The organism is Microbispora sp. ZYX-F-249 (genome assembly GCF_039649665.1).
GTDB lineage: Bacteria > Actinomycetota > Actinomycetes > Streptosporangiales > Streptosporangiaceae > Microbispora > Microbispora maris.
In genome coordinates, this window is record NZ_JBDJAW010000034.1 from 1 (window position 1) to 15,480 (window position 15,480).

General features: G+C 72.8%; 14 protein-coding genes. 7 read left to right on the forward strand and 7 right to left on the reverse strand.

Annotated features, from left to right (window positions below; translation table 11 throughout):
* Positions 1-173: 173 nt before the first annotated feature.
* The 5 genes from AAH991_RS30485 to AAH991_RS30505 form a co-directional block, all read right to left on the reverse strand.
* The gene (locus AAH991_RS30485; protein ID WP_346229370.1) at positions 174-1,190 is read right to left on the reverse strand and encodes a zinc-dependent alcohol dehydrogenase; all 1,017 of its coding nucleotides are present in this window, start codon (positions 1,188-1,190) and stop codon (positions 174-176) included.
* Between the two features lie 160 nt (positions 1,191-1,350).
* Positions 1,351-1,938 carry an HXXEE domain-containing protein gene (locus AAH991_RS30490; protein WP_346229371.1) on the reverse strand — a complete coding sequence of 196 codons (588 nt, stop codon included), beginning with the start codon at positions 1,936-1,938 and terminating at the stop codon, positions 1,351-1,353.
* Positions 1,939-2,160: 222 nt separating this feature from the next.
* Positions 2,161-2,877 (reverse strand): DUF3618 domain-containing protein, encoded by a 717-nt coding sequence (locus AAH991_RS30495; RefSeq protein WP_346229372.1) that lies wholly within the window; start codon positions 2,875-2,877, stop codon positions 2,161-2,163.
* Positions 2,853-3,251, reverse strand: a complete 399-nt coding sequence (locus AAH991_RS30500) for a phage holin family protein (protein ID WP_169988861.1) — start codon at positions 3,249-3,251, stop codon at positions 2,853-2,855. Before AAH991_RS30500 ends, AAH991_RS30495 begins: the two co-directional genes overlap by 25 nt.
* The gene (locus tag AAH991_RS30505) at positions 3,248-4,360 is read right to left on the reverse strand and encodes a hypothetical protein (protein ID WP_346229373.1); all 1,113 of its coding nucleotides are present in this window, start codon (positions 4,358-4,360) and stop codon (positions 3,248-3,250) included. The genes AAH991_RS30500 and AAH991_RS30505 overlap by 4 nt, the downstream gene beginning before the upstream one ends.
* Positions 4,361-4,713: 353 nt before the next feature.
* On the opposite strand from AAH991_RS30505, the gene AAH991_RS30510 reads away from it, so the two are divergent.
* The 5 genes from AAH991_RS30510 to AAH991_RS30530 all read left to right on the forward strand — a co-directional run bounded on the left by AAH991_RS30510 (position 4,714) and on the right by AAH991_RS30530 (position 12,449).
* Complete coding sequence (locus AAH991_RS30510) at positions 4,714-7,155, forward strand: hypothetical protein (RefSeq protein WP_346229374.1); 2,442 nt, start codon at positions 4,714-4,716, stop codon at positions 7,153-7,155.
* 513 nt (positions 7,156-7,668) lie between these two features.
* A complete protein-coding gene (locus AAH991_RS30515; protein WP_346229375.1) occupies positions 7,669-8,988 on the forward strand; it encodes an ABC transporter substrate-binding protein in 1,320 nt (439 codons plus the stop codon).
* Positions 8,989-9,197: 209 nt separating this feature from the next.
* On the forward strand, positions 9,198-10,205 hold the full coding sequence (locus tag AAH991_RS30520; RefSeq protein WP_346229376.1) for a carbohydrate ABC transporter permease: 1,008 nt from the start codon (positions 9,198-9,200) through the stop codon (positions 10,203-10,205).
* On the forward strand, positions 10,198-11,037 hold the full coding sequence (locus AAH991_RS30525) for a carbohydrate ABC transporter permease (RefSeq protein ID WP_346229377.1): 840 nt from the start codon (positions 10,198-10,200) through the stop codon (positions 11,035-11,037). Before AAH991_RS30520 ends, AAH991_RS30525 begins: the two co-directional genes overlap by 8 nt.
* A 41-nt stretch (positions 11,038-11,078) precedes the next feature.
* Positions 11,079-12,449, forward strand: a complete 1,371-nt coding sequence (locus AAH991_RS30530) for a GH1 family beta-glucosidase (RefSeq protein WP_346229378.1) — start codon at positions 11,079-11,081, stop codon at positions 12,447-12,449.
* Between the two features lie 22 nt (positions 12,450-12,471).
* On the opposite strand, the gene AAH991_RS30535 is transcribed toward AAH991_RS30530, so the two are convergent.
* The gene (locus AAH991_RS30535) at positions 12,472-13,521 is read right to left on the reverse strand and encodes a LacI family DNA-binding transcriptional regulator (protein WP_346229379.1); all 1,050 of its coding nucleotides are present in this window, start codon (positions 13,519-13,521) and stop codon (positions 12,472-12,474) included.
* Between the two features lie 90 nt (positions 13,522-13,611).
* Here AAH991_RS30535 and AAH991_RS30540 point away from each other — a divergent pair, with 90 nt between their 5' ends.
* Positions 13,612-14,151, forward strand: a complete 540-nt coding sequence (locus AAH991_RS30540; protein ID WP_346229380.1) for a GNAT family N-acetyltransferase — start codon at positions 13,612-13,614, stop codon at positions 14,149-14,151.
* Here the strand turns inward: AAH991_RS30540 and AAH991_RS30545 are convergent.
* Positions 14,131-14,859, reverse strand: a complete 729-nt coding sequence (locus AAH991_RS30545; protein ID WP_346229381.1) for a type 1 glutamine amidotransferase — start codon at positions 14,857-14,859, stop codon at positions 14,131-14,133. The two genes, AAH991_RS30540 and AAH991_RS30545, sit on opposite strands and share 21 nt — an antisense overlap.
* Positions 14,860-14,971: 112 nt before the next feature.
* Between AAH991_RS30545 and AAH991_RS30550 the strand changes: the two genes are divergently transcribed.
* Positions 14,972-15,415, forward strand: coding sequence for a protein-tyrosine phosphatase family protein (locus tag AAH991_RS30550; protein WP_346229382.1), 444 nt, complete (start codon positions 14,972-14,974; stop codon positions 15,413-15,415).
* The last annotated feature ends 65 nt before the right edge of the window (positions 15,416-15,480 follow it).

A 15,480-nucleotide genomic window follows, 5' to 3' on the forward strand; every position in this document is an offset into this window, starting at 1 on the left:
TAGGCCGCGGTGCCAGAAGGACCGGGCGCCACGACCGGCGGGAATCGCATTCAGCTGACGCAACCTCGGGAGGTGTGCTGGACATCGGGGAAATAAAGAGGGCGCGGCTCAGAAAGACCGCGCCCTCGGGGGCGACTGCCCCGGATGTCCGCCCGTTGTGGCGCATCGGGCCCTCAGCCGTGGGGCTCCACCACGACCTTGAGCCCGCGCCGGGTGACCGCTGCGGCGAAGGCGTCCGCCGTGGCCTCGAGCGGGAAGCGCTCGGTGACCAGCGACGACACGTCCACCGAGCCGCCGGCGACGAGGCGGATCGCCCGGGGATAGGTGAGGTTCATCCGCCGGACGAGTGCGAGCGTGAGGCCCTTGCGCCGGGCCAGCGAGGCGGGGAACGAGACGCGGTCGTCGTCGGGAATGCCCGCCAGCACGACCCGGCCCCCGGGACGTACGGCGGTCATGGCGAGGCGTACCGCGTCGTCGGTGCCGGCCACCTCGAAGGCCACCCGTACGCCGAGGCCGTCCAGCCCGTCGATCCCGGCCCACGCGGCCGGTCCCGCGTCCGCGGGGGAGAGGGCGTGGTCGGCGCCGAACCGCAGGGCGGCGGCGCGGCGGTGCGGCAGGGGGTCGACGGCGACGACCACCGAGGCGCCGGCGAGCCGGGCGAGCCGGACCACCAGCAGGCCGATCGGCCCGCAGCCGACGACGGCGACGGGCGCCCCGAGCGCCAGATGCCCCAGGTCCACGGCGTGGAGCGCCACGCCGAGCGGTTCGAGCATGGCCCCGTCGCTGTCGGACAGCGCGTCGGGCAGCGGGTGCAGCAGCTCGTCGGGCCAGGCGAGGAACTCGCGCAGGCCGCCGTCGAGCGTGCCGTGCCCGGCGAAGCGGACGTCCGGGCACAGGTTGCCGTATCCCGTCGCGCAGACCGCGCAGCGGCCGCAGGGGATGGCGGGGTCCACCGCGACCCGGGTGCCGTGCCGGGGACCGCCCTCGACGACTCCGGCGATCTCGTGTCCCACGACGAGCGGCTCGTCCAGCACCGCGTCGCCGATGCCGCCCTCCGCGTACCAGTGCAGGTCGGAGCCGCACAGGCCGACGGCCGTGACGCGCACCAGGCTCTCGCCCGGCCCCGGGACGGGCCGCGGTTCCTCGGCCAGCCGGATGTCGCCCGCCTTCCGCAGCCGGGCGGCCCTCACGCCCCCGTCCCCGGTGCCATCGCCGCCCCCTCGGTCAGTCCTTCACCTTGATCGTAACCCTCGTCCGGCAGGGGAAGTGTGCCGCCGGTGCCGATGAAGGGGCTCCGGCGAGGACACGACGGGACCCACCCGTGCACGCCGCCCTCCGATCGGCGTGGGATCACGAGCGACGATCAGCTGCGCCGGCCCGCCGCACAGCGCGGCGAGCAAGCCGCCGGAGTCCGTGGGCGGCCCCGTGAACGCCCAGGATGACCGCCGGGAACAGCACGGCGTACGACGTCGTCTCACGCGCGCCGGACGCGGTCACCACGCCCGAGCGGCGTAGTCTGCGCCAGGCCCACGACGAGAACGCGATCACCCCCGGTGAGGTGAGCACCCCCGGCGTGTAGGCGCGGGCGAGCAGGCTGTGACCCAGGTGAGCCACGCCGTGCAGGCCGAACCCGAGCAGAACGGTCTGGTAGAAGGGAGACCGGCCCTCCGACCGCGCCCCCGCCGCCGCGGCGGCTCCGACCACCGCGCCCATCAGGGCGATGCCCGTCGCCGCGTGGACGGTGTCGGTCTCCGCGAGCGACCACAGACGCGGCGGCACCGCCGGATGGCGCTCACGCCATCGCCGCACCTGCCGGGCCCTGTGGGACGGCATCGTCAGCAGCTCTTCCAGGTCGTGCACGAGGAAGGCCGCCAGCAATCCCCAGGTGACGGCGGCCGGAAGCGACCGGTCACCGCTTCCCGCATCGTTGTCGAACATTACCGCGCCGCTCCCTCGTCGTGCCGTTCAGCCTGATCGCCGAAGGGATGTCATTCGCAGTTCTCTTCCAACAATGGACGGCCTGTCAATCGCGGCTCCGGCGCCTCGTCGCCTGCCGGGAAAACACCGAGCCGGGCGGCACCCGGCGGACGGCCCGCTGGAGCGGCCGAGGGCCGGGCCCGCACTGCCGGCCCGGCCCTCGGAACGTTCCCACAGCCTCCGCTATGACCGGGACTGCCCGGTCATCTGCCGTGCCTGGTCGCGGGTCTGCTCGGTGACCTGCCGTGCCTGGTCGCGGGCCTCCTCGCCGGTGGTCCTGGTCGCCTCGGCGGCCGTCTCGCGCACCTGCTGGACCGCCTCCCTGGCGTCCTCGCCCACACGCTGGGCGGTCTCCTGGACGACCTGCTTGACCGGCTCGACCATCTCCTCGGCCCGGTCCTTGACCTGCAGGGCCGCACGCTCCTCCGCGGAGGTCTTCGGCAGCAGGCTCGCGGCCAGCAGTCCCGCGCCGAAGGCGATCAGCCCTGCGGCGAGCGGATTGCCCTGGGTGCTCCGCATGGCCTGGTGCGGCGCCTCGCGCACGGTCTGGGCGGCCTGCTGCGCGCCGTGCCTGACCATCTCGCCGGCCTCCGCCGCGGTCCCGCGCACCGTCTCGCCCGCCTGCGCCGCCGCGTCGCGGACCGTCTCGCCGGCGTGCGCCGCGGCGTCGCGCATCGTCCCCGCGGCCTCACCGGCCTGGTCGCGTACCGTGTGGGTGGCGTGTGCCGGCACTCCCATCACCTTCTCCTTCACCGAGTGCGCCATCCCGCGCATCCTGTCCGTACGGCGCCGCACGATGCGCGCCGGGCTCGTCCGGTCGGCGAGCCGGTCCACGTCGGCGGCGAGTTCCGCCCGCGTGACCTCGATCTCGGCCCTTATCTCCTCTGGGCTCGCGCCCATTGCACGTCCTCCTTCAGCGTCTCGATGGTCTGCTCGGGCGTGGGGTTCACCTCGCGCATGCGCTCCCTGCCGCGCGCGAACAGGACCCCGCCGATCACCGCCCACACGACCGCGACGATGAGCGCGGCCCAGGCCAGGTCCATGACGTTGCCGAGCCCGAACATCACGGCGAGCGTGACGAGAAGCGCCACCATGTATCCGGCGAAACCGGCCCCGCCGAGCATCCCGGCCGCCTTGCCGGCCTTCGTGGCCTCCTGCCGGATCTCGGCCTTCGCGAGCTCCACCTCCTGGCGGAACAGCTTGGACAGGTCCTCACCGATCTCCCCGACCAGCTTGCCCAGCGAGGGCTCGGCGGGCGGGCTGGGGTAGCTCATCGCGGCTCACCTCCGGCGCCCGGCGTGCCGGGGAACCCGTCCGAGTCGCGCCGCCCGTCGGCACGGCCGTCCCGGATCTCGTCCGACGGGTAGCGCTCGCCGGTGGTGTAGCCGGTTCCGGTGCCGTTCCGCGTCACGTCACCGGTCCGGTATCCGTCGCCGGTCCCGTTGCCGTTGCCGTTGCCGTATGAGGGGGAGGCGGTCACGCCGCTCCCCGGGCCGCCGGCGCCCGTGGTCCCGCTCACCGGCTCTCCGGCCGGGGTGTTCCGGGTGCCCGTGCCGTACGTCGTGACCGGGCGCGTGCCGTACGGGGCGGACGAGGGCGACCCGGAACCGTACGCCGCGTCGCTCCCGTCGCCGGAGGCGGAGCCGTACCCGGAGCCGTATCCAGAGGTGTACGCGGCGCCGGAGCCGGACCATCTGGCGTCACCGTCCACGGTGCCGTTCGCCGGGCCGTTCGCCGGGCCGTTCGCCGGGCCGTTCAAAGGGCCGCTCGCGTGCGGGTCCTCGGCCGAGGCGACGGCCTTGACGGCCCGTCCCACGAGGAACCCCGCGACCACGGCGCCGGCGAGGAACAGCCCCGGGCGGCGCCGCGCGAAGTCCTGCACGTCGCGCACCGCGCCCTGGATGCCCTCGGTCTCCAGGTAGTCGGCGGCGCGGTGGCCCCGCTCCGCGACCTGCTGGACCACGCCCCGCATGGGGGAGTCGGGATTGGCGTTGTCGCCGATGGCCTCCAGTTCGCCGGTCCACTGCCGGATCGTGTCGGCGGCGCGCCTGCTCTGGTGCGTGGCCTGCTCGTCGGTGTGCCTGCGCAGCTGGTGGAGAACGTGCCGCGTCTGCTCCCTGGCCTCATGGGCCACCGTCCGCGCCTGGTCCTTCGCGGTCAGCGCCACCTCGCCGGCGGCGGACTTGGCCTCGTGCGCCGTCTCCTGCGCCGCCTGCCGGACCTGCTGCGCGGTACCGGCCTGTTCGGTGCCGGTCTGCGCGGTGCCGGTCTGCGCGGGGCCGGCCTGCGCGGTGCCCTGCTGCCCGGCCTGCGGACGGCCGGCGTCCTGCGGCAGCTCGCTTCCCCCGGCGTATGTTCGCGTCTCGGTATGGAAGTCGCTCACTGAAGCCTCCTTGGGTCGAAATCGTCCCTGGAGCGGCGAGCTACCCCCGAAGTTCGAACGGACGCACAAATCGCCAAAAAAAGTCAAGAACGCATATTGACACGGTAAACGGCGGCGGTCCGCTGGGGCGTCTCGGTCGGCGTCCCGGCCCCGCGACGGCCGGCCGGATCGCGGCGTGAGCGGGCACCGGGATGAGCAGGTTCCCGGTCCGAGGGGCACGCCCGGTCGACCGGGAGAATCCGTTCGTGGCACGGTACGGCCCCGAGGCCGCCTGCAGCCGTCGCCTGATCCACCTGACCACGATCACGGTCGAAACGGGCACGATTCGCGTGAGTGGCAGCGATGATGTCGGAGTGAGGCGACGCCCGATTCGCTGGCAGGTGATCGCCGCTGTGCCGGCTGTCGCGGCGCTGTCAGCGGCGGTGTTCGTGGTGGCCCGCGCGGTTCGTCCGGAGGCCGAGGTCAGCCTGGCCGACCTGGCCGCGGTTGCGATCGCGGCCGGGGCGACCGTCGCCGCGGTGGTCGCCTGGGCCGGGGGTTCACGGCTCCGCGCGTCCGGACCGACCGGCCCGGGCGCCGCACCGGTCGTGCAGGATCAGCTCTACCGCGATACGCACGGCCGGCTGCCCCGGGTACGCGACCTCGACGACCCCGTGGCTCTCGGCGTGCATCCCGCGCCCCGTCCGACGTCGGGTGCGCCGTCCTTCGTCCGCCGTGACCTCAGTGGAGAGCTCGAACAGGCCATCGCGGAGGCACCCTTCGTGCTCGTCGTGGGCGACTCCACGGCGGGTAAGACACGGGCCGCCTACGAGGCCGTGCGGGCGGTGCTGCCCGAGCACATCCTGGTCTACCCGCAGACCCGTGAGTCGTTCCCCGCCGCGGTCACCGCCGCCCGACGAGTACGGCGGGCGGTGCTCTGGCTGGACGACATCGAGCGGTATGCCAGCGCGGCCGGGTTCACCGCCCAGACCTTCCGAGAGCTGGCGACGGCGGATGATCGCGCCGTACGAGTCGTCGGCACGATCCGGGCACGGGAGCGGGCGGTGTTCGGTGTCCGTGGCGAGGACCTGCTCAGTCCGGCCTCCCGCCGGCGCAACCGGACTGTCCGCGAGGTGCTCGCTCTGGCACGCGAGGTCGAGCTTGACCGCCGCTGGTCGGAGGCGGAGCTGACGCGGGCCGCCGCCAGCGAGGACGACCGTGTCACGACCGCGGGACAGCACGCGGGCAGGTTCGGCGTCGCCGAGTATCTGGCCGCCGGGCCGCAGCTCTATCGGGACTGGCGTGACGCCCTGGCATGTGCGGGCACGCCGGACGACACACGCGCCGGAGGGCCGCGCGGCGGCGCCCTGGTCGCCGCGGCGGTCGACGCGCGGCGGGCGGGTTTTCACGCTCCGCTGCCCGCCGAACTCCTCCGCCGTCTGCACGAGGGCTACCTGAGCGAACTCGGCGGCCCCGCCGTACGCCCGGAGCCGTGGGAGCGCGCGCTGCGCTGGGCGACTCAGCCCTTGCACGGAACCAGCAGCCTCATCATGCCCGGAGACATGCCGGACACCTACCTCGCTTTCGACTACCTCGCCGACACCCTGGCCAAGTCCGGGAGACAGGCGCCGGTGCCGACGTTCACGTGGGAGGCGCTGATCGATCACGGCGGGCCCCGGGACTGCGTCGACATCGCCACACAAGCGCGGGAATGCGCCAGGGACGACATCGCCGAATCGGCCTTCCGCAAAGCCTGGGCCGCGGGAAACCTGGAAGGGGCCCGCGGGCTGGCGTCGGTTCTGGGAATCACCGGCCGGCCGAGCGAGGCCATCGCTCTGCTGGCCGAGGCCACGACCAGGGCAGGGATCGTCGCACCCGCGGAAGAGCAGGCCCTGCTGGCTCTCAGGGTCGAGCTGGCTTGGTGGACGCACGAGTCGGGGGAGGCCGCCAAGGCGGTGCCGCTGGCACGCGCCCTGGTGGCCGAATGCCGAACGGCTCTGGGGCAGACCGCCGAGACGACCCTGGGGGCGCAGATCGTGCTGGCCCGATGCCTGGGGTTCGCGGGCGAGGCGGAAGAAGCATGCCGTCTCGCGCACGCGGCCGCGAAATCGGCCGCGACCGCGCTGGGCCCCCTGAACGACTGTGCCGTATCGGCCCGCTTCGAACAGACCCTGCAGGAGGCCTGGCGCGACGGCACAAGGGCGGTGAGCCTGTGGGAGAGAGCCATCGACGAAGAACTCGCCATCTCGGGCGCCGGCTCCGTCGTCCTGATCGACTACTACCGAGCCCTCGCGTTCCACCTGGCGGATGAAGGGCGCTTCCAGGAAGCCCGTGCCCAGGCCGGGCGGGCCGTGCGCCTGGCCGAGCGTCTCGGCCGGACCAACATCCGACGCGTCTACAGCCGGCTGGCACTGGCGCGCTGGACGGCGCTCAGCGGGGACCGGGACGAGGGGCTGCGGATGACTGGTCGGCTGCTCGACGACTGCCGGCGGATCCACGGCGTCGACCACGAACTCACCTGGGACGTCCGCGAAGGTCTGGCCGACCTCCTCTACGCCCTGGACGAGTATGCCGAGGCACGGCGGCACTGGGAGGAACTCCGGGCCGATCTCCCCGCCGGCCACACCCTCGCCCTGTACTGCCGGGGCGGCGTCGCGAAGTGCCGCATGAAGGAAGGCGACGTCGAGCGCGGCGACGGCGAACTCGCCGCGGTCGTCGCCGAGTTCACCAGGATCAACGGCCCGAGGGACCGGAACACCACCCGCTGGCGCGACGACCTGACCCGGCTCCGCGCGGAGACGTCCGCTCCCTCCTGACGTCGGCGGACGCGCCTTGCTCGGCTGCCGGAGCAGCGCCGGGTATGTGAGCGCCGGCCTGGCGGGGGACCGGCCGGTGGGGAGCCCGGGACGTGCCCGGCGTGCGGCTGGGAAGCGACCACCTCTCTCGTGACGAGGGAACGGAAAGTGGGAGAGCGCTTTCCAGAGCGTGGACTCCGGCGGCCGCCCTGTCAAGACGAGCTCGCGTCCCTACCGGAATCCCCAGCTCAACCGGGTGAGATCGGGGGATGGTCGGCCGGGCGCGGCGGGCCGGGCAAGGGCCCCCTCTTGACACGTCCGGCCTTCCGCGACACTCTCCTGCTTGGAGAGCGCTCTCCAAGCCGTGGCGGTCAGGAGAGCCCGTGCTCGCGAGGCATGCCCGGAACCTGGGGCGGCTTTCGCGCAGGCGGGGGCCGTCCGCGCCCCGCAGTCGCAGGACATGGACTGTTCACCCCCCAGGCCCCCGCCCTCGCGGGCGGGCGGTCGCCCCCCGCAAGAGTGAGGACAACACCCGTGCGCAGACGCAAGCCATATCTCCTCGCCGTCGCCGGAGCCCTCGTGCTCGCCGCGACGGCCTGCGGCGCCGACGACTCGCCGTCCACGGCCGGGTCGGCCGGCGGGAGCGCGACCCGGACGATCACCTACTGGGCGTCCAACCAGGGCACGAGCCTGGAGAACGACAAGGAGGTGCTGAAGCCCGAGCTGGACAGGTTCACCAAGGAGACCGGGATCACGGTGAACCTGGAGGTCGTCCCCTGGGCCGACCTGCTCAACCGGATCCTCGCCGCGACCACGTCGGGCAAGGGCCCCGACGTCGTGAACATCGGCAACACCTGGTCGGCCTCCCTGCAGGCGACCGGGGCGTTCGTGCCGTGGGACGACGCACTGCTCAAGACGCTCGGCGGCAAGGAGCGCTTCCTCGGCCCCAGCCTCGCCGCGACCGGCGCCCCCGGCCAGCCGCCCACCGCCGTGCCGATCTACGGCATGACGTACGGCCTCTTCTACAACAAGAAGATGTTCAAGGAGGCCGGCATCGACAAGCCGCCGGCCACGTGGGACGAGCTGATCGCGGACGGCAAGAAGCTGACCAAGGACGGCAGATGGGGGCTCGCCGTCGAGGGCGCGAGCGTCAGCGAGAACGCCCACCACGCCTTCATCTTCGGCCGGCAGCACGGCGCCGAGCTGTTCGACGCCTCCGGCAAGCCGCACTTCGACTCCGATCAGGAGACCAAGGCCATCAAGCAGTACCTCGACCTGATGGCCGTCCACAAGATCGTCAACCCGAGCAACGCGGAGTACGCCAACGGCACCGAGGCGGTGCAGGACTTCGTCTCCGGCAAGGCCGGCATGCTCATGTGGCAGTCGATCGCCACGCAGCTCAAGCAGGCCGGCTGGTCCGAGGACGACTACGGCCTGGCCCCGATCCCGCTGCCCGGCCCGTCCCAGGGCGGCGAGCAGGTCAACGCCATGGTCGCCGGCATCAACCTCGCCGTGTTCAAGACGGCCGCCAACAAGGACGGGGCGCTGAAGTTCGCCCGGTTCATGACGTCCAGGCAGACCCAGCAGAACCTCAACAAGGCGTACGGCTCGCTGCCGACCGTCACGGACGCCTACGACGACCCGGCGTTCGAGAGCGAGACGATCAAGACCTTCCAGCAGATCCTCTCCACCACGGCCGCGCCGCTGCCGCAGGTGGCCCAGGAGAGCCAGTTCGAGACGCTCGTGGGCAACGCCATGAACCAGTTGTTCGCGGACGTCGCGAGCGGCAAGCCGGTCACCGAGGAGGCCGTCAAGGCCAAGCTGACCGATGCCGACCAGCAGATGGGCGGCTGAGCGGCTATAGCCGCATCCCGGCGCCGGGCGGCGGCCCCGCCCGGCGCCCGCGTGCCTCCCGCCGCGGCGCGCCACCCCACGGAAAGTCCCCGGAAGGCGCGCCACTCCACGGGAGGTCCCCGGAAAACGCGTCGCCCTCCGGGCGCTGCCCGTCTGTTCCCGCCCCCTCCGGGGGCCGCCTGCCCGACACCGAGAGGAAGTCCATGGTCGTGTCCACCACGTCCCGGCCCGGCGCGGGACGGAGACCCGCGTCCCCAGGTGGCACTCCGCCTCCGGGCGGCCCGCGGCGCGGGATCGCCGGCCGCGTTCCGGCGTGGCTGCGCCGCGCCGCCCTGCCGTACCTGCTGATCCTTCCGGCCGTGCTGCTCGAACTTCTCGTCCACCTGGTGCCGATGGTGATCGGCATCGGCATGAGCTTCCTCAAGCTCACCCAGTTCTTCCTGCGCAACTGGTCGGCCGCGCCCTTCGCGGGGCTGGACAACTACCGCGTCGCCGTCGACTTCGACGGCGCGGTCGGCCGCTCGCTGCTGCACTCGTTCCTCGTCACCGTCGCGTTCACCGTGCTCACCGTCGGGCTGTCCTGGCTGCTCGGCATCGGCGGCGCGGTGCTCATGCAGGGCTCGTTCAGGGGCCGGGCCCTGCTGCGCGCGCTGTTCCTCGTGCCGTACGCCCTGCCGGTCTACGCCGGGGTGATCACCTGGAGCTTCCTGCTCCAGCGCGACTCGGGACTGGTCAACCACGTGCTGGTGGACCAGCTGCACCTGTTCGGCGAGCGGCCGTTCTGGCTGATCGGCTCCAACAGCTTCGTGTCCCTCATCGTGGTCTGCGTGTGGCGGTCGTGGCCGTTCGCCTTCCTCGTGCTGATGGCAGGGCTGCAGAACATCTCCGGCGACCTGTACGAGGCGGCGGCCATCGACGGCGCGGGCTGGGGCCGGCGGCTGCGCGCGGTCACACTGCCCATGCTGCGCCCCGTCAACCAGGTGCTCGTGCTGGTGCTGTTCCTGTGGACGTTCAACGACTTCAACACGCCGTACGTGCTGTTCGGCAAGTCGGCCCCGCACGAGGCGGACCTGATCTCGATACACATCTACCAGAGCTCGTTCGTCACCTGGAACTTCGGCTCGGGCTCGGCCATGTCGGTGCTGCTCCTGCTGTTCCTGCTGCTGGTGACGGCCGTGTACCTGGTCGCGACGTCCGGGAGGAGGAGCGATGCGTGAGCCCCGCTGGCTGCCGTGGGCGCGGTGGTTCGGCCTCGGCCTGCTCGGCCTGTTCACCCTGACCCCGCTGTACGTGATGCTGACCTCGGCGATCAAGCCGCTGCGGGACGTGCAGGGGGACTTCCAGTGGATCCCCACGACGATCACCCTGCGCCCGTTCGCCGACATGTGGCGGACGGTCCCGCTCGCCCGCTACTTCGCCAACAGCCTGATCGTGGCGTCGGTGGCCGCGCTGGTGTCGGTGCTCATCGCCATCTTCGCGGCGTACGCGATCAGCCGCTTCCGCTTCCCCGGACGGCGGATCTTCTCGGTCACCGTGCTGTCGACGCAGATGTTCCCCGGCATCCTGTTCCTGCTCCCGCTGTTCATGATCTACGTGAACCTCGGGACCGCGCTCGGGGTCGAGCTGTACGCGAGCCGCACCGGGCTGATCATCACGTACCTGACCTTCTCGCTGCCGTTCTCGATCTGGATGCTGGCCGGCTACTTCGACTCGATCCCGACGGCCCTGGACGAGGCCGCCCAGGTCGACGGCAGCGGCCCGATCGGGGCCCTGCTGCGCGTCGTGCTCCCCGCCGCCACCCCCGGTATCGTGGCCGTCGCGATCTACGCCTTCATGACCGCGTGGGGGGAGGTGCTGTTCGCCTCGGTCATGACCGACGAGACGAGCCGCACCCTCGCCGTCGGCCTGCAGGGGTACGCCACCGAGAACGACGTCTACTGGAACCAGATCATGGCGGCCTCCCTGGTCGTCAGCGTCCCCGTGGTGGCGGGGTTCCTGCTGCTGCAGCGCTATCTCGTGCAGGGCCTCACCGCGGGCGCCGTGAAGTGAACGCTCACCATCACCACCACCGAACCAAGGAGAACCAGCGAATGGAGCCGCAGCGCGGCCACGCCCCCGATGTAACCGCTTTCGACGACTTCGTCTGGGGCGTCGCCACCTCGGCCTACCAGATCGAGGGCGCGGCCCTCGAGGACGGCAGGCTGCCCTCGATCTGGGACACCTTCTGCAGGGTGCCCGGCGCGATCGACGGCGGCGACACCGGAGACGTGGCCTGCGACCACTACCACCGGTGGCGCGAGGACGTCGGCCTGCTCGAACGACTCGGCGTGGACGCCTACCGCTTCTCGGTGGCCTGGCCGCGCGTGGTGCCCGACGGCGCCGGCCCGGTGAACCCGCGCGGGCTCGCCTTCTACGACCGTCTCGTGGACGCCCTGCTCGACGCCGGAATCCGGCCGTTCGTGACCCTCTACCACTGGGACCTGCCGCAGGCGCTGCAGGACCGCGGCGGCTGGCCCGAGCGCGACACCGCGCAGCGCTTCGCCGAGTACGCCGCCGTCGTGGCCGAACGGCTGGGCGACCGCGTCGCCGACTGGACGACGATCAACGAGCCGCTGTGCTGCTCCTGGCACGGGCACCTGGAGGGGTCCATGGCCCCCGGGGTGCGCAACCTGGAGGCGGCCGTGCGCACCTCCTACCACCTCCACCTCGGGCATGGCCTCGCCGTGCAGGCCGTACGGGCCGCCGCGCGGCTGACGCCGTCGATCGGGATCGTCAACAACCTCAGCCCGATCGACCCCGCGACCGACAGCGAGGAGGACCACGCCGCCGCGCGGCGCCTCGACGGGCACGTCAACCGCTGGTGGCTCGACCCGGTGACCGGCCGCGGCTATCCCGAGGACATGCTCGCGGTGTACGGCGTCGACCTGCCGATCCGGCCGGGCGACCTGGAGACGATCGCGACGCCGCTCGACTACCTGGGCGTGAACTACTACTTCCGGCAGGTCGTGACGGCCGACCCCGCAGGGCCCGTGCCGTACGCGCGGCAGCTGGAGGTGCCGGGGGCGACGACCACGGCCATGGGCTGGGAGGTCGACGCCGGCGGGCTGGAGCGCCTGCTGGTGCGCCTCACCCGCGAGTACGCCGCGCCCCGCCTGTACGTCACCGAGAACGGGTCGGCCTGGGCCGACGCCGTCGGCGCGGACGGCATGGTCGACGACCCGCAGCGCCTGGCCTACCTGGAGGACCACATCGCGGCCTGCGGCCGGGCGATCGAGCAGGGGGCGCCGGTGGCGGGCTACTTCGCGTGGTCGCTGCTGGACAACTTCGAGTGGGCCTACGGCTACGACAAGCGGTTCGGCCTGGTGCACGTCGACTACGCGACCCAGGCGCGGACCCTGAAGGCGAGCGGCCGCCGCTACGCCGAGATCATCGCGGCGGGCAAGCGGCTGCGGGTGGCCTGACGGACGCGGCGCCGGTGGTCCGTCAGGCCGACTCGCGGACCACCAGCGCCGGCTGCACGATGACCGAGGTGACCCGGAAACCCGGGTCCGCGACGTGCGCGAGCAGCAGCCGGGCCATCTCGGCGGCCATGTCCTCCATCGGCTGGCGCACGGTCGTCAGCGGCGGGCGGCAGGCGGCCGCGGCGCTGTCGTCGAAGCCGACCACCGCGACGTCCTCGGGCACCCGGCGGCCGAGGTCGCGCAGGGCGAGCAGCGCGCCCTGCGCCATCAGGTCGTTGGCGACGAAGACACCGTCGATGTCCGGGTGCTCCTTCATGAGCCGGTGCATGCCGGCCTCCCCGCTCGCGGGCATGAAGTCGCCCTCCACGGCCGGCACGTACGGGTGGCCGTGCCCGGCCATGGCCTCCTGGAAGCCCGACAGCCGGTCCTGCGCCGCGGGGACGTCGAAGGGGCCGCTGATCGTGGCGACGCGCCGGCAGCCGCGCGCCACCAGGTGGTCGGCAGCCAGCGCCGCGCCGGCCCGGTGGGCGAGGTCGACGTAGCTGATCGGGATCGGCCGGGCGGGCCGCGCCCACAGCACGGCGGGCACCCCGGCGTCCACCAGCAGCTTCGGCAGCGGGTCCTCGCCGTGCGTCGAGACGACCAGGGCGCCGTCGGCGCTGCCCTGCCGGAGGAAGGACACGACGTCCTCGCGGGTCTGCGCCGAGTCCGCCAGCATCAGCACCGGGTGGATGCCGCGCGGCCGCAGAAATCCCACCACCCCGCTGGCCACCCGGCCGAAGAACGGGTCGGCGAAGACGCGGGACTCGAACGGCTCGCCGCCCTTCGCGTCGCCCGCACCGGAGACGACCAGGGCCACCGCCCCCGTGCGGCGGGTGACGAGGGACCGGGCGGCCCGGTTCGGCACGTACCCGGTCGTCGCGATGGCCCGGTGCACGGCCTCCTGGATTTCGGGCGCCACATTGCGGATACCGTTGATCACGCGTGAGACGGTCGCCCGGGACACTCCCGCCACGCGGGCCACGTCCTCGAGTGTGGGAGTTCCCGAGAGCGGCGGAAGGTCGCTGGTCATGCAGCCATTTATAGCACGGAGGGGGAGAGCGCTCTCCGGTGTCGCCCGGCCGTCCCGCACCCGACCGGCACGTGAGGAGGAGCGACGGGAATGCCCGGAACGCTGGCACTTCGGCCCGTCACGGAAGCCGATCTGGACGTCTTCGACGCGGCCTTCCAGAGCGAGAGCGGAGCGACGCCCCACCAGTGGTTCGGCTTCACCCCGACCGCGGGACTGCGGGAGGCCCTGCGTGCCCGCGGACTGCTGGCGGGAGCCGACAACATGCTCGCCGTGACGGTGGACGGCGAGCTCGCCGGGCGGGTCGAGTGGCTGGAGCGGCGCTGGGGCCGCCGGGACACGTCGCTGTGCTGGGAGATCGCCATCGGCCTGCTGCCGGACTGGCGCGGCAGGGGCGTCGGGACCCGCGCCCAGCGGGAGCTCGTCCGCTATCTCTTCACGCACACCCGGGTGGAACGCGTCCAGGCGACCACGGATCCGGAGAACAGGGCCGAGATCAGGTGCCTGGAGAAGATCGGATTCAGCCTGGAGGGCGTCGTACGGCGTGCCCAGTGGCGCGGCGGGCGCTGGCACGACCAGCTTCTCTACTCCATCCTCCGGGACGAGTTCCCGCTAACGGGCCGTCCCCACTGATCCCTCCTTGACCAGGGTGGCGAAACGGAAGGCCACCTCACCCCAGGAGGCCCGCGAGGCCGGGTCGTCGGCCACGGCGGCGGCGTACAGCTCGTCGAGGTCGAGACCGCGCCGGCGGGTGTACTCGACGTCCCACTGCCGGATGCGCTCGGGCCGCACCTCGGGGTGGAACTGCACGCCCCAGGCGCGCTCGCCCAGCCGGAAGGCCTGGTAGGGGCAGCGTTCGGTCTCGGCCAGCCAGACCGCGCCCGGCGGCAGGGCGGTGATGGCGTCGATGTGGTTCTCGATCGCCGGGACGACGGCGGGCAGCCCGCCGAAGACCGGGTCGTCCGCCGCCTCGGCGCGGATGGTGATGGGCGTGCTGCCGTGCTCGGGCGCCCCCGCGTCGCCCAGGACCTTCCCGCCGCCGGCCGAGGCCAGCATCTGCCCGCCGAGGCAGATGCCGAAGAACGGCACCGACCCGGCGAGGGCCTGCTCGACGAGGGCGCGGGTGGCCGGCAGCCAGGGTGCCCTGTCGTCGTCGTCCGGAAGGTAACCGCCGCCGAGCACGAGCAGGCCGTCGTGCTCCAGCCGCGGCGGGAGCACGGACCCGTCGAAGGCGGTGACCACGTCGACGGCGACGCCGGCGGCGTCCAGCCACTCCCCGAACCGCCCGGGACCTCCGTTCGATCCGTTCTGTACGGCGAGCACACGCGGCGTTTCCGGCATGAGGCCCGACTCTACCGCCCCCCTCCGCGCGCGATTCCGCTTCTCCCACGGCGCGGCCACGGCGTTCCCGTATTCAGGTGATCTTGCCGCCGCGGCGGAGGCACAATGGGGCATGCCCACGACTCGTCTCACCGGCGCGATCCGCCTTCCCGACGGCGCCTGGGTCCGCGGACGCGGCCTGCGGCGTCCCGCCCCCGAGGGCGAGCCGCCCGAGTTCGGCCTCTACCTCGGCGCCCCCCGGCTCATGCGCAAGTACGACCAGGGCCTCCTGTGGACGCACGAGTGGATCGACTGGCCCGACTTCCTGCTGCCCCGCGACCGTGAGCAGGCGATCGGCCGGATCCGCGAGCTGCACGAGCACGCCCGGGCGGGCCGCCGGGTGGAGGTCGCCTGCGGCGGGGGAGTGGGGCGCACCGGCACCGTCATCGCGTGCCTGGCCATCTTGTCGGGCCTGCCCGCCGAGCGGGCCGTCGCCTGGGCGCGGGCCGAGTATCACCCGCGGGCCGTCGAGACGCCCTGGCAGCGCCGCTGGGTGCTGCGCTTCCCCGCCTCCTGACGGACCCGGCGCCGCCCGCGGGGCGGACAGCGCCCGGCACGCCGCGAGGGTCACCACGGCGCCGA